This window comes from Variovorax atrisoli 110B (genome assembly GCF_000382045.1).
Taxonomy (GTDB): Bacteria; Pseudomonadota; Gammaproteobacteria; order Burkholderiales; family Burkholderiaceae_C; genus Variovorax; species Variovorax atrisoli.
Genome location: NZ_KB907457.1, coordinates 161,267 through 185,322, shown reverse-complemented (window position 1 = coordinate 185,322; position 24,056 = coordinate 161,267). Strand labels below are relative to the sequence as shown.

Below are 24,056 nucleotides of genomic sequence, written 5' to 3'. Positions count from 1 at the left end.
GGGCACGCCAGCCCTAACATCGGCGCTCCTCGACACCGGACCGGCACGCATGGAACGCACTCGTATCTTCTTCCTGGGCATCGTCATGGCTGCCGCAGCCTGTGGCGCGCCTGCCCAGACGCCCACGCCGCTGTCGCCCGGAGTGGCCGGCGTGTTGCGCATCGACGCCGGAACCGACTACGTGTTCCTCGACCGCCCCACCACCATCGGCGGCGCATGCAGGGGCTGGAAGGCGGTGTCGATCCAGGCGCCAGGCCCGGTGGGCTCCGGCCGCACCAATCTCATGTGCTGGAAGGAGTCGAACGGCCAGCTGCTGACGGCGACCGAAGCCAGGGTCACGCCGCAGGCCGTGCCGATGAGCGCCCTCCGCTGAGGGCTGCGAGTCTTCCGGTGCGTACCCGCGCAAAAAAAAGCGCTCCTCGAGGGAGCGCTTAACGACGCACGAATGCGCCGTGAGGAGGAACCGGGATCCACGGAACCCCCACATTGACTCTGCGCACCGCCCACCCATGCGGGACAGCGCAAGGCAAGCACGTGAGTCCTTGCCTACATCGCCGCCCCAGGCCGGCGGCGGACCGGGCGGGTGGTCCGCTCAGCCCAGCAGGCCGTGCAGGATGTTGGTGACCGGGCTCACCACGTGGCTCACCGTCTGCTCGACCTGGCTGGTGATCGGCGCCACCGCCTCGGCCACGCCGGAGGCGACGCTGCCGGCCGCGCCTTCGGCCACATGCGCCACCGTCTCGACCACCGGCGCCGCGGTGCCGGCAGTGCCGGCCAGGATGTCGGTCGCCGGGGCCGCCGCGCTGGAGGCCGCATGCGCCGCCGGAGCGGCCGCCTCGCTCGTCGCCGACTGCAGCACGTTGGCCACGGGGGCAGCGTCGCCGCCCAGCGAGCCGAGCAGGCGGCCGACCAGGCCATCGGCACCCAGCACGCTGCCCACGAGTCCGTCGTCGCCAAGCAGGTTGTTCACCAGGCCGTCCTCGCCGAGCACGCCGCCCAGCAGGCCACCCGAGGCGCCACCGCCGGTCACCCCGCCGAGCAGGCCGCCGACGATGCCGTCCTCGCCCAGAAGACCACCGACAAGGCCACCGGCATCGCCGCTGGTGACGGCGCCGAGGACGCCACCGACGAGGCCGTCTTCGCCGAGCAGACCACCGACCAGGCCGCCGGCATCGCCGCTGGTGACGGCGCCGAGGACGCCGCCGACGAGGCCGTCTTCGCCGAGCAGACCACCAACCAGGCCACCGGCTTCGCCGTTGGTGACGGCGCCGAGGACGCCGCCGACGATGCCGTGTTCGCCGAGCAGACCACCGACCAGGCCACCGGCATCGCCGTTGGTGACGGCGCCGAGGACGCCGCCGACGAGGCCGCCTTCGCCCAGCACACCTCCGAGCAGGCCGCCGTCGCCGCCGAGCACACCGCCCAGCAGGCCGTTGTCACCCAGCACGCCACCCAGCAGGCCGCCATCGCCGCCCAGCAGGCCGCCCAGCAAGCCGTCGTCACCCAGTACACCGCCGAGCAGGCCACCTTCACCGCCGATCACGCCACCCAGCAGGCCGCCGTCGCCCAGCACGCCGCCGAGCAATCCGCTATCGCCGCCAAGCAGGCCGCCCAGCGGGCCTTCGGCGCCCAGGAGACCGTCGTCGCCGAGGACGCCGCCCAGCAGGCCGTCTCCTCCGAGGAGTCCGCCCACCAGGCCGTTGTCGCCCAGCACGCCGCTGAGCAGGCCGTTCTCGCCGCCGAGCAATCCGCCCAGCGGCGTTGCGCCGAGTACTCCGCCGACCACGCCATCGGGTCCGAGCAGGCTGTCGACCAGGCCATCGTTGCCGAGCAGGCCACCGGTGAGGCCTTCGCTGCCAAGCACGCTGGCAAGCGCACCGTCGCCACCGAGCAGTCCTCCGAGCAAGCCGCCTTCGCCGAGGACACCGCCCAGCAGGCCGTCGTCTCCCAGCACACCGCCGAGCAGGCCGCCATCACCGCCGAGCACGCCACCCAACAGGCCGTCATCGCCCAGCACACCGCCGAGCAGGCCGCCTTCACCGCCGAGCACGCCACCCAACAGGCCGTCATCGCCCAGCACACCGCCGAGCAGGCCGCCTTCACCGCCGAGCACGCCACCCAACAGGCCGTCATCGCCCAGCACACCGCCGAGCAGGCCGCCTTCACCGCCGAGCACGCCACCCAACAGGCCGCCATCGCCCAGCACGCCACCGAGCAGGCCGCCTTCACCGCCGAGCACGCCACCCAACAGGCCCTCGTCTCCCAGCACACCGCCAAGCAGGCCGCCGTCGCCACCGAGCAGACCACCCAGCAGGCCGTCATCGCCCAGCACGCCACCGAGCAGGCCGCCGTCGCCCAGCAGCTGTCCGACCAGCCCGCCTTCGCGGAGCACGCTGCCCACGAGGCTGCCGTCGCCCAGCAGGCCGTCGAGCACCTGGCTGATCACGCCTTCGTCGCCGATGAGCTGGTCCACGAGGCCGTCGATGCCCAGGCCGGTGGTCACGCCGCCGAGCAGGCCGTTGCTGCCGAGCACGTTTTCGAGGATGTTGTCGATGGCATCGGTCAGGTAGTCGACCTGGCCGTTCAGCGAGCCGATGAGCGCGCCGGTCAGGCCGGCGCCCAGCAGGCCGTCGACCACGGGGGTGAGCACGCCGCCGAGGTCGGCGGTGATGCCGCCGACGGTGTCGTCCAGAGGATCGAATGCGTTCGGGTCGTTCGGCCGGAACTCGTTGCCCGCGATCGGCGAGAGCACGTTGTCCACCAGGTCGGTGAAGCCGTCGACCGTGGGCATCAGCGAGGAGAGCGTGGGCGCGGAGCTCGCGACCGCGGCGCTGCGCGCGGCCGCCGCCGTGCCGCCTCCGCCCAGGCCGAGCAGGTTGTCGAGCGCGCCGAGCAGATGGTCGGCGGCGCTGTCGCCCGGGTCGAGCAGGTGGTCGGCGTCCGCGTCTGCATCGGAATCGGCATCCGCGTCCGCATCGGAGTCCGCGTCGGAATCGGCATCGGCATCCGAATCGGCGTCCGCGTCGGCATCTGCATCCGCATCGGCGTCTGCATCCGAGTCGCCGTCGGCATCCGCGTCGGCATCGCTTTCGCCGATGCCGGGAGCGAAGAAGGGAATCCCGCCGCCATCGCTGCCGCCACCGCCCAGTGCGGCGGCGAGGCCGACGGCGCCCAATGCGCCGAGCGCGAACTCGCCCAGCCCGATGCCGCTGCCGGCGGCAGTCTTCTTGCTGACCGCCAGCGCGGCCGCTTCGGCGTCGCTGTCGGGCGCGGTCACTTCCAGGTCGCCTGAGGCCACGTCCACGTTCACCTGTTCCAGGCCGCTGGCGAGCTTGGTCGAGCTGATGGTGGCGTCGGTCCCGCCGGTGAACACGCCGGCCAGCGGCGCCTTGTTGGTGGCAGATCCGGGAAAGAGGACGTTGGCGTGGCCGTCCTGCGGAACGATCACGCGGTCGCCGGCCATCAGCGTCTGGCTGCCGGACACCGGAATCGCCACGCCGTCGCGCATGACGACCGTGCCTGGCGTGGCGTTGGACAGCGAGCCGAGGCCGGCCGGTGCGGCGGCCGGCGTCGCTGCCGTGGCGGTGCTGGCCGCACCCATGGGCGCGATCGGCCGGACCGTCGATTGCGCGAGGATCACCGGTGCGGCGGCACCGCCGTCGGCACCTCCGGCGGTCGAAGAAATCGTTGTGTTGGCATCCGCCATGGCAGCCTCCTCGGTATTGGGAGTGGCTGATGGGGCAACTTGTGTGCCGCTGGCCCTCGCAGGTGCCACCGAGCGGGCGATGCGCGCGCAAGTCGTTGATTTACATCGGGATTCCCGCCGGGCCGACGCCCGCGCAGGGGCTTGCGGCGGGCGCGCTTCGGCGCTTGTTACGTAGCGCCGTTACCTTGTCAGGACGTAACGAAGGCCGAGGCGCAGGGGGCCCCGGGGCGGCCTCGGTTCAGCCCGCCGGCCGCAGGCGCGGCGACACCGGAACGTCGCGGGAGTAGTCGCGCCGCGGCGCCGAAGGCAGCGCAGTGCGCGGCGCATCGCCGGGCAGCACGAACTGGCTGATGAGCGTGTCGAGGTTGCGCGCCTGCTCGCGCAGGCTTTCCGACACGGCGGTCGATTCCTCGACCATGGCCGCGTTCTTCTGCGTCGTCTCGTCCAGCCGCGCGACGGCGGCGTTGATCTGGCCGATGTCCTGCACCTGTGCCTGCGTCGCCGCCGTGATGGCGCCGACCGTGTCGGCCACCTGCCCGATGGAGGCGACGATGCGGCCCATCGTGCGGCCCGCGTCGTCGGCCAGCAGGGTGCCGGCCTCGATGCGCTGCACCGAGTGGTCGATCAGGTTCCTGATCTCCCGCGCTGCCGCTGCCGAGCGCGTGGCCAGCTGCCGCACCTCCGACGCGACCACGGCGAAGCCGCGCCCCGCCTCGCCGGCGCGCGCGGCCTCGACCGCGGCATTGAGCGCCAGGATGTTGGTCTGGAAGGCGATGGCGTCGATCACGCCCGTGATGTCGGCCACCTTGTGCGACTCGCGCCGGATGTCCTGCATCGTGCTCACCACCTGCGAGACCGCCTCGCCGCCCTGAGATGCCACCGCGGCCGCGGCGCCGGCCATGCGCTCGGCGTCGCCCGCGGCCGTGCTCGACTCGCGCGCGTTGTGCATGACTTGCTCGAGCGCCGCCGCGGTCTGCTGCAGGCTGGCCGCCGCGCTTTCGGTGCGCGCCGAGAGATCCGAGTTGCCGTGCGCGATCTCGCCGGCCGCGGTGCGCACGTTCTGCACCGACTCGCGCACGCGCACCACCAGTTCGCGCAGCGCGCTCTGCATCGCGCCCAGCGCCTGCAGCATCTGCCCCGCTTCATCGCGGGAGTGGCCTTCGATGTCGCGGCGCAGGTCGAGGCCCGCCACACGCCTGGCCGTCTCGCTGGCCAGCCGGATCGGCCGGCCGATGCTGCGCACCAGCCCCAGTGCCAGCACGCCGCCCAGCAGCAGGGCCGCGATGCTGAACACCGCCAGCGCGATGCGCGCCGAGGCGCTCAGCTGCGCGATGTCTTCGCCGGCCGTGTCGATGGCCTGCCGCTGCGATCGGGCGAGCCTCGACACGGCGGCCAGCAGCGCCGCCGAGCTGGGCTGGAAGCGCTGCGCATAGACATTGCGGATGCGCTCCGTCAGGCCCGAGTCGCGCGCGGCGACCAGCTCCTTGACGGCGCCTGCGAAGTCCTTGGCGGCGGCGTCGGCCTGAGCGAGCAATGCTCGGTCGGACTCGTCGTGCAGCCGCTGGTCGAGCCGCCTGATCAAGTCGTCGTACTCGGCCGCGGTCGCGCGGATGTCCGCAGAAAGAATCTCGCCGACCTCGGGCTCCGAGCTCAGCGCCATCGCCTTGTAGCGCTCGGCATTGATCGCCTGCAGCCGGTAGGCGTCGGCCACGAGCCGCTCCGACACGCCGCGCTGCTGGATGGTCTCGCGCGTGGCTTCGTCGACCTTGGCGAGCGACCGGATGCCGATGCCGGAGCCCGCGAGGGTCAGCAGCAGCACGGCCGAGAAGGTGAGAAGGAGCCGGCGTCCGAGGATGTTGCGGGCGCCGGGGGAGGGGAGGAGAAGGTGGGAGTCTGGAGTCACGCGCGGATTAGACCGAGGGCGTGTGACTGGGCGTTGACCCGCAGCCGCTTGTGGAGAACAGGGCGTGAGAGGGCGTGCCTGGGCGGCGAAAGCCGTTGCGGGGGGCGGGTGGGTGGTGCCTTCGACAGGAATCGAACCTGTATCTGAGTCTTAGGAGGACCCCGTTCTATCCATTGAACTACGAAGACCGGATGGGGATGCACGAGGCGAAAGCCGTGGTGCGCCCGCGATTTTATAGGGTTCGCGATGCCGGTTCCCGCCGACCCCGCGCGCGACCCCGCTCGCATCGCCATCGCGGGCTAACCCCGATACGAAATCTTCGAAAAGTTGACCGCGATCAAGCCGGCTCGAATCGGCGGCGCGCACCATCGTGCCCGTTCGCATCTCTGCTCAGATTCAAGAACAAAAAAGAGCGAAATCACTACACAGGAGACAACCTGATGAAGAAGATCGCCTCGAATGTCCTGAGCCGCGCGACTGCCGTTCTTGCCACCACTGCCGCCGCGGCGGCGCTGGCCACCGGTGCCGCGCCCGCCTTCGCATGGGAACCCACCAAGCCGGTGGAGTTCGTGATTCCCGCCGGCACCGGCGGGGGCGCCGACCAGATGGGCCGGCTGCTGCAGGGCATCATCATCAAGTACAAGCTGATGAAGGAGCCGCTGATCGTCGTCAACAAGTCCGGCGGCGCGGGCGCCGAGGGCTTCCTCGCGGTCAAGGAGGCGAAGGGCGATCCGCACAAGATCGTGATCTCGCTGTCGAACCTGTTCACCACGCCCATGGCCACGGGCGTGCCCTTCAACTGGAAGGACATGACGCCGGTCGCGATGCTGGCGCTCGACCAGTTCGTGCTGTGGACCAACGCCTCCGATCCCTACAGGAGCGCGGGCGAGTACATCACCGCGGTGAAGGCCGCGGGGCCGAACAAGTTCAAGATGGCCGGCACCGGCTCGAAGCAGGAAGACCAGATCATCACCGTGGCGCTGGAGAAGGCCACCGGCACCAAGTTCATCTACGTGCCCTTCAAGGGCGGCGGCGAGGTGGCGGTGCAGCTGGTGGGCGGGCACGTGCAGTCGACGGTGAACAACCCGATCGAGGCGGTGGCGCAATGGCGCGCGGGCAAGCTGCGCGCGCTGTGCGTGTTCGACGACGAGCGCATGCCCTTCAAGGCCAAGGTCACCGACACGCAGTCGTGGAACGACATCCCCACCTGCAAGGAAGCGGGCGTGCCCACCAGGTACACGATGCTGCGCGGCATCTTCATGCCGCCCGGCGTCACGCCCGACCAGCTCGCCTTCTACAAGGAGCTGATGACCAAGGTCGCGGCCACGCCGGACTGGAAGGAATACATGGAGAAGGGCGCCTTCAACCCGACCTTCATGACCGGCGATGCCTTCGCGAAGTGGCTCACCGAGGCCGAGGCCGCGCACCGCACGCTGATGTCCGACGCGGGCTTCCTCGCGAGCAACAAGTAGGTCGGCGCGGGCCGGCGACGACTGCCGCGCACGGCGGCAGCGGGCGCGTGCGCCGGGAGTGCGCGCCGATTTCCTTCCTTTCTTTCTTCTTCCACACAACCACGATGGGGGCTCCATGGAGCACGAACAATCATCCGAGGGCCCGGCTCGCACGGGCATCTCCACCCACCTCGTAGAAGCGGCGGTGGCCGTCGCGCTGCTGGCCATCGGCCTGGTGGTGGTGTTCGAGGCGCGCAAGCTAGGCGCCGGCTGGACCACCGACGGCCCGGGCGCCGGCTACTTCCCGTTCTTCATCGGCGTGATCATCACGATCTCGGGCGCGGGCATCCTCTACCAGTCGCTGCTGGGAAAGAGCCGCAACACCGCGGTCTTCGTCGACTCCGTACAGCTCAGGCGCGTGCTCTCGGTGCTGGTGCCGGCGACGGTCTACGTGCTGGCGATCGCCATCGTCGGCATCTACGTGGCGTCGGCGATCTACATCGCGCTTTTCATGATGGTGCTGGGCAAGTACGCGTGGTTCAAGAGCGTGTTCGCCGCGCTGGGCGTGAACACGCTCTTCTTCTGCATGTTCGAGGTCTGGTTCAAGGTGCCGCTCTTCAAGGGCGCGCTCGATCCGCTTCGATTCCTCGGCTACTGAACCCGACCCAAGGAGCACAAGCGAAATGGAAGAACTCAGTGCCCTGATGCAGGGCTTCTACGTGATCCTCTCGCCGATGAACATCGGCCTGATGTTCCTCGGCATCATCCTCGGCGTGCTGATCGGCGTGCTGCCCGGGCTCGGCGGCGCCAACGGCGTGGCGATCCTCTTGCCGCTCACCTTCACGATGTCGCCGACCTCGGCCATCATCATGCTGTCGTGCATCTACTGGGGTGCGCTCTTCGGCGGGGCCATCACCTCCATCCTGTTCAACATCCCGGGCGAGCCGTGGTCGGTGGCCACCACCTTCGACGGCTATCCGATGGCGCAGAACGGGCACGCCGGCGCGGCGCTCACCACCGCCTTCACATCGTCCTTCGTGGGCGCCTTCCTCGCGGTGGTGATGATCACCTTCCTCGCGCCGCTGGTCGCGAAGTTCGCGCTCAAGTTCGGCTCGCCGGAGTTCTTCGCGGTGTACCTGCTGACCTTCTGCAGCTTCGTGGGCATGGGCAAGGGCTCGCCCTTCAAGATCCTCGCGTCGATGGCGCTGGGCTTCGCGCTCGCCAGCGTGGGCATGGACACCGTCACCGGCCAGCTGCGCCTGACCTTCGGCCAACCCGAGCTGATGCGCGGCTTCGACTTCCTGATCGCGGTGATCGGCCTCTTCGGCATCGGCGAGATCCTGCTGTCGATGGAAGAGGGCCTGAAGTTCTCGGGCAAGAGCGCGAAGATCGATCCCAAGGTGGTGTGGCAGACATGGAAGCAGCTGCCCAAGTACTGGCTGACCTCGATCCGCAGCTCGCTCATCGGCATCTGGATGGGCATCACGCCCGGCGGCGCCACGCCGGCCTCGTTCATGGCCTACGGCCTGGCCAAGAAGATGTCGAAGAAGGGCGCGAAGTTCGGCACCGGCGAGGCCGAAGGCGTTGTCGCGCCTGAGACCGCCGCGCACGCGGCCGGCACCAGCGCGCTGCTGCCGATGCTCGCGCTGGGCATTCCGGGCTCGCCCACCGCTGCGGTGCTGCTGGGCGGCCTGCTGATCTGGGGCCTGCAGCCCGGGCCGCTGCTGTTCGTCGAGCAGAAGGACTTCGTCTGGGGCCTCATCGCGAGCATGTACCTCGGCAACATCGTCGGGCTGATCGTGGTGCTGAGCACCGTGCCGCTGTTCGCATCGATCCTGCGCATTCCGTTCTCGATCATCGCGCCGGTGATCATCGTGATCTGCGCGATCGGCGCCTACACCGTGCACAACGCGATGCTCGACATCTGGTTCATGCTCGGCTTCGGCGTGCTGGGCTACCTGTTCAAGAAGCTCGACTTTCCGCTGGCGCCCCTGGTGCTGGCGCTCGTGCTCGGGGACAAGGCCGAAGACTCCTTCCGCCAGGCCATGCTGGTGTCGCAGGGCGACGTGATGGTGATGTTCTCGAACCCGCTGGTGGGCACCATCACCACGCTCGCGCTGGTGCTGCTGTTCTGGCCGCTGATCTCCAGGGCGCTCGCCTTCGTGAAGAAGCCGAAGAAGCCCGACGAGTTCGCGGTCGAGCGGCCGGTGGATTGATGACGAAGGAGGCCAGCACATGCCAGTGATCGCACTGACCCAGGAGATGGGCTCCCTCGCGAAGGATGTTTCGCTTCAGCTCGCCGAGACGCTGGGCCTTGCCGTGATGCGCCACGAGGTCATCGAGCACGTGGCGGAACGGATGCAGGTTTCCACCAGCCTCATCGGCAGGCTGCGCAGCGGCAAGGCTGGGTTGGTGGAGCGCCTGACCACCGACAGGCGCAGCGTGGCGCTCTACACCGCGCAGGAGCTCTTCGCGCTGGCCGAGCGCGGCAACGTGGTGCTGCGCGGCTGGGGCGCCACCTGCCTGCTGCGGCCGGTGCCGCACGTGGTGTGCGTGCGCATCACGCGCTCGATGAAGAATCGCGTCGAGTGGCTGATGGCCGATATCGAGACCGACGACGCCGAGTTCGCCGAAGCCGAGATCCGCCGCAGCGACCAGGCGCACGCCGCGCGAATGCACGCACAGTTCGGCGTGGCCTGGGGCGACCCGGTGCTCTACGACCTGGTGCTCAACACCGACCGGCTCTCGGTGGAAAGCTGCGTGGAACAGATCAGGCTGATGGCGAGCCGCCCCGAGTTCGCCGAAACGCCGGCCTCGCGCACGAAGCTCTCCAACATGGCGCTCGAGGCCCGCGTGCGCGCCGCGCTCAAGGAGCATGAGGCCACGCGCGACATCAACGTGACCATCACCGCGAACCAGGGCGAGCTGCTGCTGCGCGGGATCGTGCTGGACTCCGAGGAGCGATCGCAGGCCGAGGCTGTGGCGGCGGAGGTCCGGGGCGTGAGCGGCGTGCACAACCAGCTGAGGCTGATGGCGAGTACGCGGCGGTTTGCGTCGGCGAAGCAGACCTGAGCTCCGGGCTCCGGATTCGGTCTTGCTCCCTCTCCCGCAAGCGGGAGAGGGGACCAATACCGATCGACAGCGCGATGCTTCGGCGCACCGGACCTGGGCTTTGCTCCTTCCCCCTCTGGGGGAAGGTCGGGATGGGGGCACTGGGCGGTAGATACGCCGACAGCCCTTGAAGCGCCCCGTGCCCCCACCCCGGCCCTCCCCCAGAGGAGGAGGGAGCAAGACGGCTCAGATCTTCCCGCGCTTCCTCAACCGGCTGAGCGTCTCCGCCGACAGGTTCAGATAGGAAGCCAGCTCCTTGCTGGGAATCCGGTCCACCAGTTCCGGATGCTTGCGCAGGAACCGGTGCACGCGCCCCGCCGCATCGAGCAGGTGCAGCGTGATCGTGTGGGCCATGATCTCGCTCATGCCGCGCATCACGAGGAACTCGAACAGTTCCTTCGTCTGCGGGTGCTTGTTCAGGAAGGCGATCCACTCCTTCAGCGGCAGGCTCGCCACGCGCGCCTTGGTCACGCAGACGATGCCGTAGGGCGTGGGCGTGCCCAGGCGCAGCGCGGCGTAGCTCGTCTCCATGTCGTTCTCGTCGGCGAAGCGAAGGATCATCTCCTTGCCCTCCGGGTTGCTCACCACCCGCTTGAGGATGCCGTCGAGGATGAAGTACTGCTCCATCTCCCGCACGCCCTGGTGCAGCAGGAACTCGCCCTTGTTGCCGTCGACGATGACCAGGTGCGCCTCGAGTTCGGTGCGGTCGGCTTCGTTCAGGTCCTTGAGAAGCACGTTCTGCCGCAGCTGGGCGCGAATGATGTTCTTCTCCGGATGGTTTTCCAACGTCGTCATGGTCACCGTCTTGCTCGAGTTCGCTGCCGGCGCCGCTCATCGGGGGCTGCGCCGTTTTCGGGAAAGTTGACCGAGGTCAACGGCCGAAAGTTTGGCCCGAATCATAGTCGCGGCTCGGACCTCGGCCATTCACCCATGCAGAAGGAGAGACATGTCTTCAGTCAGAACAGAGAAAGAGGCGACCACCACGCTGAGCGAAGCCCTCAAGCCCGCGAAAACCCGTGAAGCCGACGGCGACGCGGTGGTGCGCGCGCTCAAGAGCGTGACGGAAGACAGCGCGCCCGCGGGCGAGACCATCGACGGCTTCCACCTGGTCATCGATGCCCTCAAGCTCAACGGCATCGACACCATCTTCGGCCTGCCCGGCATCCCGATCACCGACCTCACGCGCATGGCCCAGGCCGAAGGCCTGCGCGTGATCTCCTTCCGCCACGAGCAGCACGCCGGAAACGCCGCCGCAGCAGCCGGCTTCCTCACGCAGAAGCCCGGCATCTGCCTGACGGTGTCGGCGCCCGGCTTCCTCAACGGCCTGACGGCGCTGGCCAACGCCACCACCAACTGCTTCCCGATGATCCTCATCAGCGGCTCCAGCGAGCGCGAGATCGTCGACCTGCAGCAGGGCGACTACGAGGAGATGGACCAGCTGGCCATCGCCAAGCCGCTGTGCAAGGCCGCCTTCCGCGTGCTGCATGCGCAGGACATCGGCGTGGGCATCGCGCGCGCCATCCGCGCCGCGCTGTCGGGCCGCCCGGGCGGCGTGTACCTCGACCTGCCGGCCAAGCTGTTCGCGCAGACCATGGACGCGGCTGCCGGCAAGGCCTCGCTCATCAAGGTGGTCGATGCAGCGCCGCGCCAGATCCCGGCGGCCGACGCGGTGCAGCGCGCGCTCGACATCCTCAAGGGCGCCAGGCGCCCGCTGATCCTGCTGGGCAAGGGCGCCGCCTACGCGCAGGCCGACGCCGACATCCGCGCGCTCGTCGAGAAGACGGGTATTCCCTACCTGCCGATGTCCATGGCCAAGGGCCTGCTGCCCGACACGCACGCGCAGTCGGCAGCCGCCGCACGCTCCTACGTGCTGCAGGAGGCCGACGTGGTGGTGCTGATCGGTGCACGCCTGAACTGGCTGCTCTCGCACGGCAAGGGCAAGACCTGGGCGCAGGAGAAGGGCGCCAAGCGCTTCATCCAGATCGACATCGCGCCGACCGAGATCGACAGCAACGTCGCCATCGAGGCGCCGGTGATCGGCGACATCGGCTCCTGCGTGGCCGCGCTGCTGGCCGGCATCGACGCCAAGTGGGCCAGGCCGCCGGCCGAGTGGACCGGCGCCATCGCCGAGCGCAAGGACAAGAACCTGTCGAAGATGGCCGCCACGCTGGCCGCGCGGCCCTCGCCGATGAACTTCCACAGCGCGCTGAGCGTGATCCGCGACCAGGTGAAGGCGCGGCCCGACGCCATCGTCGTCAACGAGGGCGCCAACACGCTCGACTTCGCGCGCAGCATCGTCGACATGTACGAGCCGCGCAAGCGCCTGGACGTGGGCACCTGGGGGATCATGGGCATCGGCATGGGCTTCTCCGTGGCCGCCGCCGTGGTCACGGGCAAGCCGGTGATCGCCATCGAGGGCGACAGCGCCTTCGGCTTCAGCGGCATGGAGGTGGAGACCATCTGCCGCTACAACCTGCCGGTCTGCGTGATCGTCTTCAACAACAACGGCGTCTACCGCGGCACCGACGTGAACCCCAGCGGCACGCCCGACGTGGCGCCCACGGTGTTCGTCAAGAACGCGCGCTACGACAAGCTGATGGAAGCCTTCGGCGGCGTCGGCGTGCACGCCACCACCGCCGACGAGCTGCAGAAGGCCCTGGCCGAGGCCGTCGCCTCGGGCCGCCCGACCCTCATCAACGCCGTGATCGACGAGACGGCGGGCACCGAGAGCGGCCGCATCACGAGCCTGAACCCCGCCACGGCGAAGAAGAAGTAACCCGCGTTCCGTTTCATTCAAGGAGATATCCCAATGAGCAACAAGCCCCTCAACGGCATCAAGATCATCGACTTCACGCACGTGCAGGCCGGTCCCGCGTGCACCCAGCTGCTGGCCTGGTTCGGCGCCGACGTGATCAAGGTGGAGCGTCCCGGCGCGGGCGACGTCACGCGCTCGCAGCTGCGCGACATCCCGGAGGTCGACGCGCTGTACTTCACCATGCTCAACAGCAACAAGCGCTCGATCACGCTGGACACCAAGAAGCCCGAGGGCAAGGCCGTGCTGGAGAAGCTGATCCGCGAATCCGACGTGCTGGTGGAGAACTTCGGCCCCGGTGCGCTCGACCGCATGGGCTTCACCTGGGAACGCATCCAGGAGCTGAACCCCAAGATGATCGTCGCCTCGGTCAAGGGCTTCAGCGAAGGCCACCATTACGAGGACCTGAAGGTGTACGAGAACGTGGCGCAGTGCGCCGGCGGCGCCGCGTCCACCACCGGCTGGTGGAAGGGCGGCAACTCCGTGCCGACGATCTCGGCCGCGGCGCTGGGCGACTCCAACACCGGCATGCACCTGGCCATCGGCATCCTGACGGCGATCATCGGGCGCGAGCAGACCGGCAAGGGCCAGAAGGTGGCCTGCTCGATGCAGGACGCGGTGCTCAACCTCTGCCGCGTGAAGATGCGCGACCAGCAGCGGCTGGACAACGTGGGCTACCTCGAGGAGTACCCGCAGTACCCGCACGAGATGAGCGCGTTCGAGGACAAGGTCGTGCCGCGCGGGGGCAACGCCGGCGGCGGCGGCCAGCCGGGCTGGATCCTGAAGTGCAAGGGCTGGCAGACCGACCCCAACGCCTACATCTACTTCACGGTGCAGGGCCACGCCTGGGAGCCGATCTGCGAGGCGCTGGGCAAGCCCGAGTGGAAGACCGACCCCGACTACATGACGGCCAAGGCCCGCCAGCCGCACATCGAGCAGATCTTCGCCACCATCGAGGACTTCATCAAGGACAAGACCAAGTTCGAGGCGGTGGACATCTTCCGCAAGTACGACATTCCCTGCGCCCCGGTGCTGTCGATGAAGGAACTGCTGCACGACGAATCGCTGCGCAGGAGCGGCTCGATCGTCGAAGTGCCGCACAAGGAGCGCGGCAGCTACTGGACCATCGGCAGCCCGATCAAGTTCTCCGATCTCAAGCCCGAGGTCACCGCCTCGCCCCTGCTGGGCGAGCACACCGACGAGGTGCTGGCGGAACTGGGCTACAGCAAGGACCAGATCGAAAACCTGCACGCGGCCAAGGCAGTGTAGAAGCCCACCCCCAGGCTTGCCCACTTCGTGTGGCAGCGCCACCCCCCTCCAGGGGGCGACACCTGCGGCCCGGCGGAGCCGGTTCCGCGGTGTCCCTGGAACTGGGGGAAGCTGCTGCCGGAGCCGGGCCTGGATTGAACGAAGCGCCGGAGGCACTCATGCAAGCGAATGTCGATTTCAAGCAGCTCGTCGAAGGCGCCGGCGATGCGATCATGGTGTGCGACGCGATGGGCGCGATCACGCTGTGGAACCGCGCGGCCGAACGCATCTTCGGCTTCGGCGAGGCCGAGGCCCTCGGCCAGTCGCTCGACCTGATCATTCCCCAGAGGCAGCGCCAGAGGCACTGGGAGGGCTATCACAAGACGATGGAAACCGGCGTCACCAGATACGGCGCCGACCTGCTGCGCGTGCCGGCCCTGCACAAGGACGGGCACACGCTGTCGATCGCCTTCACGGTGTCGATGCTGTTCTCCGCCGATCGCGAGGTCACCGGCATCGTCGCCATCGTGCGCGACGAGACCGCCCGCTTCGCAGAGGAGCGCAAACTTCGCGCACGTCTGGTAGAAGTCGAAGCCACCACGATCAGAGAAGGAGACAGTCGATGAGCCAAGCACTCGAGGGCGTCCGTATCCTCGACTTCACCCACGTCCAGTCCGGTCCCACCTGCACGCAGCTGCTGGCCTGGTTCGGCGCCGACGTGATCAAGGTCGAGCGCGCCGGGGAAGGCGACGCCACGCGCAGCCAGCTGCGCGACATTCCGGGCGCGGACAGCCTCTACTTCACGATGCTGAACCACAACAAGCGCTCGATCACGCTGGACACCAAGAACCCCAAGGGCAAGGAGGTTCTCGACAGCCTGATCAAGACCTGCGACGTGCTGGTCGAGAACTTCGCGCCCGGCGCGCTCGACCGCATGGGCATCACCTGGGCCCACATCCAGAAGCTCAACCCGCGCATGATCGTGGCCTCGGTCAAGGGCTTCGGCCCCGGCAAGTACGAGCACTGCAAGGTCTACGAGAACGTGGCCCAGTGCGCGGGCGGCGCGGCCTCCACCACCGGCTTCGAGGACGGCCCGCCGCTGGTCACCGGCGCGCAGATCGGCGACAGCGGCACCGGCCTGCACCTGGCGCTCGGCATCCTGGCGGCGCTCTTCCAGCGCAACAGCACCGGGCGCGGCCAGCAGGTGCTCGCGCCGATGCAGGACGCGGTGCTCAACCTGTGCCGCGTGAAGATGCGCGACCAGCAGCGGCTGGAGCGCACCGGCACCATGCACGAGTACCCGCAGTACCCCGACGGCAAGTTCGGCGACGCCGTGCCGCGCGCAGGCAACGCATCGGGCGGCGGCCAGCCGGGCTCCATCCTGAAGTGCAAGGGCTGGGAGACCGACCCGAACGCCTACATCTACTTCATCACGCAGGCGGCCGTGTGGCCCGCCGTGTGCAAGGTCATCGGCGAGGAAAGCTGGATCACCGACGAGGCCTACGCCACGCCGGCGGCGAGATTGCTGCACCTGAAGCCGATCTTCGCGCGCATCGAGCAGTGGACCATGACCAAGACCAAGTTCGAGGCCATGGACATCCTCAACGAGTACGACATCCCGTGCGGGCCGATCCTCTCGATGAAGGAGATCGCAGCGGACGAATCGCTGCGCGAGACCGGCACCATCGTCGAGGTCGACCACCCGGTGCGCGGGAAGTACCTGACGGTGGGCAACCCCATCAAGATGTCCGACAGCCCGACGGTGGTGAAGCGTTCGCCATTGCTCGGCGAACACACCGAGGAAGTGCTGAGGCAGCTCGGCTACAGCGCGGACGACCTTGAGACCCTGCGGGCCGAGCGCGTGATCTGAGGCGCGGCGCAGGCCCGCCACCCTTTCATCTTCGAGTCTTTGCGACAGCGCCGCCCGCGGGCGGCACGGAGGATTGCTGCGCATCTCAATTCGCGCGTTCGCCATCCATAACTCATGGCGAATGGTTTTTATAAATTGATTTAATTTTTATTTATCGTCCATCGATCCTACATTTTGAACTCGCCGGAATTTCTCGATCAATTCAACCTGTTCGGCATTCATTCAAGGAGAAGATCATGGAAAACCATTCGCCCGCCCAATACTGGCGCGACGAAATCGAGCGCAATGCCTACAACGCCGCATTCTTCGAACTGGGGCTGCGCTGGCACTGGGACGGCGAGACCTACGACCGCCTGATGGGCCTGGGCCGGGACGCGAACGAGCGCATCGGCCATTACCTGAAGACCCACCAGCCGCACCTGCTGAAGGCCTACGACGCCGAATTCCTGGCGCTCGCCATCGAGCAGAAGAAGGAAATCCACAAGAAGCGGGAAATGGCTTCGTCGAGCTATTTCAATTGGGCCGAAAGCCACGGCGTCGAGCTCGGCGCCTGAATTTCTCCAATTCAGCTGAATAACGCCTTCCGACCATGAACATCCACGAATTCCAGGGCAAGGAAGTGCTGCGCCAATACGGCGTGGCAACCCCTCGCGGATTCGTCTGCCGCTCGCCCGACGAGGCGGCCGATGCCGCCGCCCGCATCGGCGGGCGCGCGTGGGTGGTCAAGGCGCAGATCCATGCGGGCGGCCGCGGCAAGGGCGGCGGCGTGAAGCCGGCCTGGTCGGTGGACGAGGTGCGGCGCCATGCCGGCCAGATGCTGGGCATGACGCTGAGGACGCCGCAGACCGGCCCCGAGGGCCGCGTCGTGACGCAGCTGCTGGTGGAGGAGAGCGTGGAGATCGACAAGGAGCTGTATCTCGGCTTCGTGGTCGACCGCAATTCGCAGCGCGTGGCGCTCATGGCATCCAGCGAAGGCGGCATGGACATCGAGGAGGTGGCCGCGCGCTCGCCCGAGAAGATCCACCGGCTCTTCATCGACCCCCTCGCCGGCCTTGGCGTGGCCGATGCCGATGGCATCGCGCGGCGCATCGGCATCGCCGACCGCTCGGTGGCGCAGGCGCGCATGCTGATGCAGAAGCTCTGGCAGGCCTTCGACGGCAGCGACGCATCGCTGGCGGAAATCAACCCGCTGGTGCTCACCCGCGACGGCCGCGTGATCGCGCTGGACGCCAGGTTCGACTTCGACGACAACGCGCTCTTCCGCCAGCCCGGCATCGCCGCGATGCGCGACCTCGACGAGGAAGACCCGGTGGAGATCGAGGCGTCGAGTGCCGGCCTCTCGTACATCGCGCTCGACGGCGACATCGGCTGCCTCGTCAACGGCGCCGGCCTCGCGATGGCGACCATGGACGCGATCAAGCTCTACGGCGGCGAGCCCGCCAACTTTCTCGACGTGGGCGGCGGCGCGACGGCCGACAAGGTGGCCGAGGCCGTGCGGCTGATGCTGCGCAACCCCAGGCTCAAGGCCGTGCTGGTCAACATCTTCGGCGGCATCATGAAGTGCGACGTGATCGCGCACGGCGTGGTCGACGCGGTGCGCGAGACCGGCCTCAGGGTGCCGCTGGTCGTGCGCATGAAGGGCACCAACGAGGACCTGGGCCGGACCATCCTCGCGCAGTCGGGGTTGTCGATCATCAACGCCGACGACATGGCCGAGGCCGCGCAGCGCGCCGTCGGCGCGGCCGGCAACTGGGAGCGCCGGCGATGAAGCGCCCATTCCCCAAGCCGATGGAGGCCGCGCCATGTCCATCCTGATCGACAGGCATACCCGCGTCATCACGCAGGGCATCACCGGCAGGACGGGCCAGTTCCACACGCAGGCCTGCCTCGAATACGGCAACGGCAGGCACTGTTTCGTGGCCGGGGTCAATCCGCTGAAGGGCGGCCAGTCGATGGCCGGCATCCCGATCTTCGGTACGGTGAAGGAGGCCAAGGCGCAGACCGGCGCGACCGTCTCCGTGATCTACGTGCCGCCGGCCTTCGCCGCAGCCGCCATCGACGAGGCGGTGGATGCGGAGCTCGATCTCGTCATCTGCATCACCGAAGGCATCCCGGTGCGCGACATGATCCGCACGCGCCACCGCATGCAGGGCCGCAAGACGCTGCTGCTGGGGCCCAACTGCCCGGGGCTCATCACGCCCGGCGAGATCAAGATCGGCATCATGCCCGGCCACATCCACCAGCGCGGGCGCATCGGCGTGGTCTCGCGCTCGGGCACGCTGACCTACGAGGCCGCGAGCCAGCTCGCGAGCTTCGGCATCGGGCAGTCGACGGTGGTGGGCATCGGCGGCGATCCGGTGGGCGGGCTGCGGCACATCGACGTGCTGAAGATGTTCAACGACGACCCGCGCACCGACGCCGTGATCATGGTCGGCGAGATCGGCGGCGACGCCGAGGAGCAGTGCGCCCGCTGGATCCGCGACCACATGACCAAGCCCGTGGTCGGCTTCATCGCGGGCGCCAGCGCACCGCCCGGCAAACGCATGGGCCATGCGGGCGCCATCGTCTCGGGTGGCCGCGGCACCGCGCAGGAAAAGCTCGCGGTGATGAAGGAATGCGGCATCCACGTCACGCGCAATCCGGCGGAGATGGGAAAGCTGCTCGCCTCGCTCGTGGTGCCCGACTACCTGCCGTTCGACTGACCGCGGCGAACCCGAATCCTCGACATCCAGAAAGACGACAACAACATGGAACAGCAGCAGCAACAGACGAAGAAATGGGTCCGCTTCGAGCACGCCGGCGGCATCGGCTTCGGCACGCTCGAAGGCGACGCGGTGCACGAGCGGCAGGGCGACATGTTCGCCAGCTCCGAGCCCACGGGCCGCGTGTTCGCGCTTGCGGGGCTGCAGCTGCTCACGCCCACCGAACCCACCAAGGTGATCGCGCTGTGGAACAACTTCCATGCGCTCGGCGCCAAGCTGAACCTGCCGGTGCCTGCCGAGCCGCTGTACCTGCTGAAGACGCCCAACTCCTACCTTGCGCCCGGCAGGCCCATCCGCAAGCCGCTGTGCGACGGCAAGGTGGTGTTCGAGGGCGAGCTCGGCATCGTCATCGGCAAGACCGCCACCGCCGTTTCGGAAGCCGATGCGCTCGACCATGTGTTCGGCTACACCTGTGCCAACGACGTGACGGTGGCCGACATCCTCCATCGCGACGCCTCCTTCGCGCAGTGGGTGCGCGCCAAGGGCTTCGACACCTTCTGCCCCATGGGCCCGGTGGTGGCCACCGGCCTCGACCCCGCCACGCTGACCGTGACCACGCTGCTCAACGGCGAGGTGCGCCAGGACTACCCCATCAGCGACATGCGCTTCTCCGTGCAGCAGCTCGTGAGCCTCATCTCGCAGGACATGACGCTGCACCGCGGCGACGTGATCCTCTGCGGCACCTCGGTCGGCGTCGGCTCCATGAAGCCCGGCAGCCTCGTGGAGATCGAGATCGGCGGCATCGGAAAGCTCGGCAACCGCTTCGGCTGAACGCAGCCGAAGGGTCGCGCAAGAAATTCAACTCTTGGGGATCGACGATATGAAGATTGCAATCATCGGCGCAGGCGCCATCGGCGGGCTGGTTGGCGCGAAGCTCGCGCTGGCCGGCGAGGACGTCACGTTCATCGTGCGCGGCGCCAACCTCGACGCCATATCGCGCAACGGCATCAAGCTGGTCTCGGCCGAGGGCGAGGAGCAGGTAGCGCGCAACGTGAAGGCCACCGACCGCTACGACGAGGCGGGCCCGCAGGACATCGTCGTGCTCGCGATGAAGGCCCACCAGGTCGAGGCCGTGACGAACGACGTGCCCAGGCTCTTCGGGCCCGACACGGTGGTTGTGACCATGCAGAACGGCATTCCGTACTGGTACTTCCACAAGCACGGCGGCACGCTCGAAGGCACGCCGGTGCGCAGCGTCGATCCTTCTGGCACCGTCGCGGCGAAGATCCCGGCCCAGCGCGTGATCGGCTGCGTGGTCTACCCCGCGTCGGAGCTCGTCGCGCCGGGCGTGGTGCGGCACATCGAGGGCGACCGCTTCCCGGTGGGCGAGCTCGACGGCTCGGCGAGCGAGCGCGTGAGTCGCGTCTCGGCCTGCTTCACCGGTGCGGGCTTCAAGGCGCCGGTGCTCGACAACATCCGCGCCGAGATCTGGCTCAAGCTGTGGGGCAACCTGACCTTCAACCCGATCAGCAGCCTCTCGCATTCCACGCTCGTCGACATCTGCCAGTACCCGCCTTCGCGCGAGCTGGCCGCCGCGATGATGCGCGAGGCCCAGGCCGTCGCGCACAAGCTCGGCATCGAGTTCCGCGTGACGCTCGAAAAGCGCATCGCCGGCGCGGAGAAGGTCGGCAAGCACAAGACCTCGATGCTGCAGGACGTGGAAGCGGGCCGCGCGCCAGAGATCGACGCGCTGGTCGGCGCGGTGGTCGAACTGGCCCGGCTCACCGAGACGCCGACGCCGCACATCGACACCGTCTACAGCCTCGTGAAGCTGCTCGCGCGCACGATGGAAGACCAGCGCGGTCGCGTCAAGCTGCACGAGCTGGCGGCATGAGCGGCGGGTCTTTCTCCCTCTCCCCTCGGGGAGGGGGCAGGGGTGAGGGGGAGGGCCTGCGCATCAGCCCTGTCTCGACCACTGTCGCCGGTCCTCACCCCAGTCCTCTCCGCAGCGGAAGAGGGAGCAAGGCCACAGGTTCCGAGGTGGTTCGATGAGACGCACGCGCAGCGCGAAGATCGTCGCCACCCTCGGTCCTGCCACCAGCGACGAGCAGGCCATCCGTGCGCTGTTCGGCCGGGGCGTGGACGTGTTCCGGCTCAACCTGAGCCACGGCACGCAGCACGACCATGCACGGCGCATCGAGACCATCCGCCGCCTCGAGAAGGAACACGGCCGGCCCATCGGCATCCTGCTCGACCTGCAGGGGCCCAAGCTGAGGCTGGGCAGCTTCGAGGGCGGGCGGGCGCACCTCGATGCGGGCACGCGCTTCCGGCTCGACATGGACGAGGCCGCAGGCAACGCACGCCGCGCGCCGCTGCCGCATCCGGAAATCTTCGCGGCGCTGCAGGACGGCACCGAGCTGCTGCTCGACGACGGCAAGCTGCGCCTGCGCGTGGACAGCCACGGCAACGACTTCGCCGAGACCACGGTGCTGGTCGGAGGACCCGTCTCCGACCGCAAGGGGGTCAACGTGCCGAGCGTGCTGTTGCCGATCTCGCCGCTCACGCCGAAGGACCGCGAAGACCTGGCCTTCGGCCTGTCGATGGGCGTGGACTGGGTCGCGCTCTCCTTCGTGCAGCGGCCCGAGGACATCGAGGAGGCGCGCACCATCGTCGGCGCGCGTGCCTGGATCATGGCCAAGCTGGAGAAGCCCGCCGCCATCGAGCATCTGGATGCGATCGTGTCGTTGTGCGACGGCATCATGGTGGCGCGCGGCGACCTCGGCGTGGAGCTGCCGCCCGAGCAGGTGCCGGAGCTGCAGCGGCTGATAGTGCGCGCCTGCCGCAGGCGCGGAAAGCCGGTGGTGGTGGCCACGCAGATGCTCGAATCGATGATCGCCTCGCCGGTGCCCACGCGTGCGGAGGTGTCGGACGTGGCGACCGCCGTGTACGACGGCGTCGACGCGGTGATGCTCTCGGCCGAGTCGGCCTCGGGCAGGTACCCGCTGGAGGCGGTGGCGATGATGGACCGCATCGTCGAGCGGGTGGAGGCCGATCCCTCGTACCGCGCGGGCATCGACGCCACGCACGATGCGGCGCTGTCGACCACGGCCGATGCGGTGTGCGCATCGATGCGCCAGGTGGCGTCGCTGCTCGCGCCGGCCGCCACCGTGACCTACACCTCGTCGGGCTTCACGAGCCTGCGCGCGGCGCGCGAGCGCCCGGCTGTGCCCATCCTGAGCCTCACGCCCGACCTGGCCGCCGCGCGGCGCATGGCGATGGTGTGGGGCGTGCATGCGGTGCTCGTCGACGACGTGCGCGACGTGGCGGAGATGATCGAGTGCGCCTGCCGAACGGCGCGCGCCGAGGGCTTCGCGAAGGAAGGCGACGACGTGGTGGTGGTGGCGGGCCTGCCCTTCGGGCAATCGGGCACCACCAACCTGCTGCACGTCGCCCGGATACCGCGCTGAGCGCTGTTGCTGGCAGTTGCGATGAAGCATGCGACCTTGCGCCAGCTGAAGGTCTTCGAGGCGGTGGCGCGGCTGCTGAGCTTCTCGCGCGCAGCCGAGGAGCTTCACCTGACGCAGCCTGCGGTCTCCACGCAGGTGCGCAAGCTCGAGGAGCATGCGGACAATGCGCTCTTCGAGCAGTTCGGCAAGAAGATCTACCTCACGCCCGCAGGCAACGAACTGCTGCAGATCAGCCGATCGATCATCCAGCAGTTCGAGGCAGCCGAGAACGCGATGATGCAGTTCAAGGGCGTCTCCGGCGGCAAGCTCAACGTGGGCGTGATCAGCGCGGGCGACTACTTCTTCCCGCGCCTGCTGGTGGAGTTCGCGAGCCGCCATCAGGGCGTGACGCTGAACTTCACCGTGCACAACCGGGCGGGGCTCCTGACCCATATCGCCGAGAACCTCACGGACCTCGCGATCATGGTGCGCCCGCCCACCGACCTCGACACCGTCAACCAGCCCTTCGCGCCGCACCCCTACGTGATCGTCGCGGCGCCCGGCCATCCGCTGGCGCGAGAGAGAAACATCCCGCGGGCGCGGCTGATGCGCGAGCCCTTCGTGGTGCGCGAGAAGGCGTCCGACACCTGGCACTCGATGGAGGACGGCTTCGGCGGCGACCTGAGCGGCATCAACGTCGCGATGGAGATACGCAGCACCGAGACCATCAAGCAGGCGGTGATCGCAGGCATGGGCGTGAGCTTCGTGTCGGCCCACACCGTGAGCCAGGAACTGCGCACGGGCAGCCTCTGCGTGCTCGACGTGGAAGGCTTTCCGCTGATGCTCAACTGGTACGTGGTGCATCGCCGCAGCAAGCGGCTGCCGCCGGTGGCGCAGGCCTTCAAGGACTTCCTGCTGAGCGACGGGCCCGCGTTGATCTCGCAGATCGTTCCCTTCGAGTGCCCCAATGAAAAAGAGCGCGGCGAGTGACTCGCGCGCGCTCCTTGCGGGGGCTTGATGTGCTGCGGCGTGCGGCTGTTCAGCGCTGCACGAACGACGAGCGGCGCTGCATCAGCGCGGCGCGTGCGGCCTTGTAGAAGATCACGATGGGCATCACGGCGAACAGCTCGCGCATGACGTTGCCGGCGGTCGACGAAGAGGCGGGGGCGCGCAGCGCGTTGGAATCGAGGGTGGTGTGGCTCATTTGCTTGCTCCAAAAAAGAATCTGAAACTGAATCGGAAAGACCGAAGGGATTACCCTGAATTTTAGGGTTTACCCTAGACGAGGGCAAACGCGATTTTTGCGTTTCTTGACCCAGGTCAATTTTTTCGGTGTCGGACAGATTCCCTTCCTGCGTGCGAACTTCGGCTGCCAGAGCCATTCGCACGCACGCGCGCAGATCGCACGACGCGCGCCAAAGCCATCGTCCAGGCCGCTGAAGAACATCTCAAGATCGATCGACGGCACATGCCATGCATCACGCATGGATCATCGAAATCGCATCATCGATTCCTTATCCGTCATGCACCGCGCATCGTGCGATGCGTGCCGATGCCACTGCTCATTGCACCTGCGTTCATCGGCGTGATCGCGCGTCGTGCAAGCAGCGATTCGATGCACTGCCTGTGCTAGGGATATCACGGGGGTTTCGAGAGAGCGCGATTCGTGTGAACTTGACTGAGGTCAAGAGTTTTTGACTCGCTCGGTCCGACAGTCATCCACGCGCAGACAACTGGTGATTCCCATGCCGTGTATCGATGTCAACGAAGCCTCGTCGCCCGTCGATGCGCACAGATCGCTCGACTG

Annotated in this window: 20 protein-coding genes and 1 tRNA gene; 16 read left to right on the top strand and 5 right to left on the bottom strand. The window is 68.0% G+C overall.

Going from position 1 to position 24,056, the window contains the following annotated elements:
* Positions 1-49 precede the first annotated feature (49 nt).
* Positions 50-373, top strand: a complete 324-nt coding sequence (locus G369_RS0122250) for a hypothetical protein (protein WP_019656251.1) — start codon at positions 50-52, stop codon at positions 371-373.
* Between the two features lie 219 nt (positions 374-592).
* Here the strand turns inward: G369_RS0122250 and G369_RS0122245 are convergent, their stop codons facing one another.
* The 3 genes from G369_RS0122245 to G369_RS0122235 all read right to left on the bottom strand — a co-directional run bounded on the left by G369_RS0122245 (position 593) and on the right by G369_RS0122235 (position 5,797).
* Complete coding sequence (locus G369_RS0122245) at positions 593-3,706, bottom strand: hypothetical protein (RefSeq protein ID WP_019656250.1); 3,114 nt, start codon at positions 3,704-3,706, stop codon at positions 593-595.
* Positions 3,707-3,944: 238 nt separating this feature from the next.
* Positions 3,945-5,609 carry a methyl-accepting chemotaxis protein gene (locus G369_RS36155; protein WP_019656249.1) on the bottom strand — a complete coding sequence of 555 codons (1,665 nt, stop codon included), beginning with the start codon at positions 5,607-5,609 and terminating at the stop codon, positions 3,945-3,947.
* 113 nt (positions 5,610-5,722) lie between these two features.
* Positions 5,723-5,797 (bottom strand) — tRNA-Arg (locus G369_RS0122235).
* Between the two features lie 252 nt (positions 5,798-6,049).
* Here G369_RS0122235 and G369_RS0122230 point away from each other — a divergent pair.
* From G369_RS0122230 to G369_RS0122215, 4 genes are all read left to right on the top strand, one after another.
* Positions 6,050-7,081, top strand: a complete 1,032-nt coding sequence (locus tag G369_RS0122230; RefSeq protein ID WP_019656248.1) for a Bug family tripartite tricarboxylate transporter substrate binding protein — start codon at positions 6,050-6,052, stop codon at positions 7,079-7,081.
* Between the two features lie 115 nt (positions 7,082-7,196).
* Positions 7,197-7,718, top strand: coding sequence for a tripartite tricarboxylate transporter TctB family protein (locus G369_RS0122225; protein ID WP_019656247.1), 522 nt, complete (start codon positions 7,197-7,199; stop codon positions 7,716-7,718).
* Between the two features lie 25 nt (positions 7,719-7,743).
* Positions 7,744-9,276 (top strand): tripartite tricarboxylate transporter permease, encoded by a 1,533-nt coding sequence (locus G369_RS0122220; RefSeq protein WP_019656246.1) that lies wholly within the window; start codon positions 7,744-7,746, stop codon positions 9,274-9,276.
* A 19-nt stretch (positions 9,277-9,295) separates the two neighbouring features.
* Positions 9,296-10,132 carry a cytidylate kinase family protein gene (locus G369_RS0122215; RefSeq protein WP_019656245.1) on the top strand — a complete coding sequence of 279 codons (837 nt, stop codon included), beginning with the start codon at positions 9,296-9,298 and terminating at the stop codon, positions 10,130-10,132.
* A 225-nt stretch (positions 10,133-10,357) separates the two neighbouring features.
* On the opposite strand, the gene G369_RS0122210 is transcribed toward G369_RS0122215, so the two are convergent.
* Positions 10,358-10,966 carry a Crp/Fnr family transcriptional regulator gene (locus G369_RS0122210; protein ID WP_019656244.1) on the bottom strand — a complete coding sequence of 203 codons (609 nt, stop codon included), beginning with the start codon at positions 10,964-10,966 and terminating at the stop codon, positions 10,358-10,360.
* A gap of 151 nt (positions 10,967-11,117) precedes the next feature.
* Here G369_RS0122210 and oxc point away from each other — a divergent pair, with 151 nt between their 5' ends.
* The 11 genes from oxc to G369_RS0122155 all read left to right on the top strand — a co-directional run bounded on the left by oxc (position 11,118) and on the right by G369_RS0122155 (position 23,239).
* Positions 11,118-12,947 carry an oxalyl-CoA decarboxylase gene (gene oxc, locus G369_RS0122205; protein WP_019656243.1) on the top strand — a complete coding sequence of 610 codons (1,830 nt, stop codon included), beginning with the start codon at positions 11,118-11,120 and terminating at the stop codon, positions 12,945-12,947.
* A gap of 33 nt (positions 12,948-12,980) precedes the next feature.
* Positions 12,981-14,252: a formyl-CoA transferase gene (gene frc / locus G369_RS0122200; protein ID WP_019656242.1), complete on the top strand. Its 1,272-nt coding sequence runs from the start codon at positions 12,981-12,983 to the stop codon at positions 14,250-14,252.
* 158 nt (positions 14,253-14,410) lie between these two features.
* Positions 14,411-14,857: a PAS domain-containing protein gene (locus G369_RS0122195; protein WP_026346543.1), complete on the top strand. Its 447-nt coding sequence runs from the start codon at positions 14,411-14,413 to the stop codon at positions 14,855-14,857.
* On the top strand, positions 14,854-16,101 hold the full coding sequence (frc, locus tag G369_RS0122190; protein ID WP_019656240.1) for a formyl-CoA transferase: 1,248 nt from the start codon (positions 14,854-14,856) through the stop codon (positions 16,099-16,101). The genes G369_RS0122195 and frc (G369_RS0122190) overlap by 4 nt, the downstream gene beginning before the upstream one ends.
* 236 nt (positions 16,102-16,337) lie before the next feature.
* Complete coding sequence (locus G369_RS0122185; RefSeq protein WP_019656239.1) at positions 16,338-16,655, top strand: HAD family hydrolase; 318 nt, start codon at positions 16,338-16,340, stop codon at positions 16,653-16,655.
* Between the two features lie 35 nt (positions 16,656-16,690).
* The gene (gene sucC / locus G369_RS0122180) at positions 16,691-17,869 is read left to right on the top strand and encodes an ADP-forming succinate--CoA ligase subunit beta (RefSeq protein WP_019656238.1); all 1,179 of its coding nucleotides are present in this window, start codon (positions 16,691-16,693) and stop codon (positions 17,867-17,869) included.
* A gap of 34 nt (positions 17,870-17,903) precedes the next feature.
* Positions 17,904-18,803: a succinate--CoA ligase subunit alpha gene (sucD, locus tag G369_RS0122175; protein ID WP_019656237.1), complete on the top strand. Its 900-nt coding sequence runs from the start codon at positions 17,904-17,906 to the stop codon at positions 18,801-18,803.
* Between the two features lie 45 nt (positions 18,804-18,848).
* Positions 18,849-19,634 carry a fumarylacetoacetate hydrolase family protein gene (locus G369_RS0122170; protein WP_019656236.1) on the top strand — a complete coding sequence of 262 codons (786 nt, stop codon included), beginning with the start codon at positions 18,849-18,851 and terminating at the stop codon, positions 19,632-19,634.
* 49 nt (positions 19,635-19,683) lie between these two features.
* Complete coding sequence (locus tag G369_RS0122165; protein ID WP_019656235.1) at positions 19,684-20,697, top strand: 2-dehydropantoate 2-reductase; 1,014 nt, start codon at positions 19,684-19,686, stop codon at positions 20,695-20,697.
* A 154-nt stretch (positions 20,698-20,851) separates the two neighbouring features.
* Positions 20,852-22,270 (top strand): pyruvate kinase, encoded by a 1,419-nt coding sequence (gene pyk, locus G369_RS0122160; RefSeq protein ID WP_019656234.1) that lies wholly within the window; start codon positions 20,852-20,854, stop codon positions 22,268-22,270.
* 21 nt (positions 22,271-22,291) lie between these two features.
* Positions 22,292-23,239, top strand: coding sequence for a LysR family transcriptional regulator (locus tag G369_RS0122155; RefSeq protein ID WP_019656233.1), 948 nt, complete (start codon positions 22,292-22,294; stop codon positions 23,237-23,239).
* 49 nt (positions 23,240-23,288) lie between these two features.
* Here G369_RS0122155 and G369_RS39135 read toward each other — a convergent pair whose 3' ends face one another.
* Positions 23,289-23,453, bottom strand: coding sequence for a hypothetical protein (locus tag G369_RS39135; protein ID WP_019656232.1), 165 nt, complete (start codon positions 23,451-23,453; stop codon positions 23,289-23,291).
* Positions 23,454-24,056 lie beyond the last annotated feature (603 nt).

Bases quoted from the DNA above. Each gene is read 5' to 3' on its own strand.
- G369_RS0122250 (WP_019656251.1), top strand. From the start codon at position 50: ATGGAACGCACTCGTATCTTCTTCCTGGGCATCGTCATGGCTGCCGCA.
- G369_RS0122245 (WP_019656250.1), bottom strand. From the start codon at position 3,706: ATGGCGGATGCCAACACAACGATTTCTTCGACCGCCGGAGGTGCCGAC.
- G369_RS0122230 (WP_019656248.1), top strand. From the start codon at position 6,050: ATGAAGAAGATCGCCTCGAATGTCCTGAGCCGCGCGACTGCCGTTCTT.
- G369_RS0122225 (WP_019656247.1), top strand. From the start codon at position 7,197: ATGGAGCACGAACAATCATCCGAGGGCCCGGCTCGCACGGGCATCTCC.
- G369_RS0122220 (WP_019656246.1), top strand. From the start codon at position 7,744: ATGGAAGAACTCAGTGCCCTGATGCAGGGCTTCTACGTGATCCTCTCG.
- G369_RS0122215 (WP_019656245.1), top strand. From the start codon at position 9,296: ATGCCAGTGATCGCACTGACCCAGGAGATGGGCTCCCTCGCGAAGGAT.
- G369_RS0122210 (WP_019656244.1), bottom strand. From the start codon at position 10,966: ATGACGACGTTGGAAAACCATCCGGAGAAGAACATCATTCGCGCCCAG.
- oxc (WP_019656243.1), top strand. From the start codon at position 11,118: ATGTCTTCAGTCAGAACAGAGAAAGAGGCGACCACCACGCTGAGCGAA.
- frc (WP_019656242.1), top strand. From the start codon at position 12,981: ATGAGCAACAAGCCCCTCAACGGCATCAAGATCATCGACTTCACGCAC.
- G369_RS0122195 (WP_026346543.1), top strand. From the start codon at position 14,411: ATGCAAGCGAATGTCGATTTCAAGCAGCTCGTCGAAGGCGCCGGCGAT.
- frc (WP_019656240.1), top strand. From the start codon at position 14,854: ATGAGCCAAGCACTCGAGGGCGTCCGTATCCTCGACTTCACCCACGTC.
- G369_RS0122185 (WP_019656239.1), top strand. From the start codon at position 16,338: ATGGAAAACCATTCGCCCGCCCAATACTGGCGCGACGAAATCGAGCGC.
- sucC (WP_019656238.1), top strand. From the start codon at position 16,691: ATGAACATCCACGAATTCCAGGGCAAGGAAGTGCTGCGCCAATACGGC.
- sucD (WP_019656237.1), top strand. From the start codon at position 17,904: ATGTCCATCCTGATCGACAGGCATACCCGCGTCATCACGCAGGGCATC.
- G369_RS0122170 (WP_019656236.1), top strand. From the start codon at position 18,849: ATGGAACAGCAGCAGCAACAGACGAAGAAATGGGTCCGCTTCGAGCAC.
- G369_RS0122165 (WP_019656235.1), top strand. From the start codon at position 19,684: ATGAAGATTGCAATCATCGGCGCAGGCGCCATCGGCGGGCTGGTTGGC.
- pyk (WP_019656234.1), top strand. From the start codon at position 20,852: ATGAGACGCACGCGCAGCGCGAAGATCGTCGCCACCCTCGGTCCTGCC.
- G369_RS0122155 (WP_019656233.1), top strand. From the start codon at position 22,292: ATGAAGCATGCGACCTTGCGCCAGCTGAAGGTCTTCGAGGCGGTGGCG.
- G369_RS39135 (WP_019656232.1), bottom strand. From the start codon at position 23,453: ATGAGCCACACCACCCTCGATTCCAACGCGCTGCGCGCCCCCGCCTCT.